The sequence below is a fragment of the Pseudomonas sp. SIMBA_041 genome, from assembly GCF_046535095.1.
Classification (GTDB): Bacteria; Pseudomonadota; Gammaproteobacteria; order Pseudomonadales; family Pseudomonadaceae; genus Aquipseudomonas; species Aquipseudomonas mucoides.
Window position 1 is genome coordinate 1 of sequence record NZ_JAWRXJ010000820.1, and the last position, 243, is coordinate 243.

The 243-nt window shown below is 55.6% G+C and carries 1 pseudogene; it reads right to left on the minus strand.

From position 1 onward, the window contains the following. Positions 1 to 243: pseudogene (locus tag SB725_RS33425) on the minus strand (tyrosine--tRNA ligase); the annotation flags it as partial.

The following is a 243-nucleotide window of genomic DNA, read 5'->3' on the forward strand; positions in this document are numbered from 1 at the left end:
GGGTCACCGATCATGCCGGTGAAGTCGCCAATCAGGAAGATTACCTGGTGACCCAAGTCCTGAAACTGACGCAGCTTATTAATAAGTACGGTATGCCCGAGATGCAGATCCGGCGCCGTCGGATCGAAGCCAGCCTTAATGCGCAGCGGTTCGCCGCGCTTGAGCTTCTCGATCAACTCGGACTCGACCAACAACTCTTCCGCACCACGTTTGATCAGCGCTAGCTGCTCTTCAACCGACTTC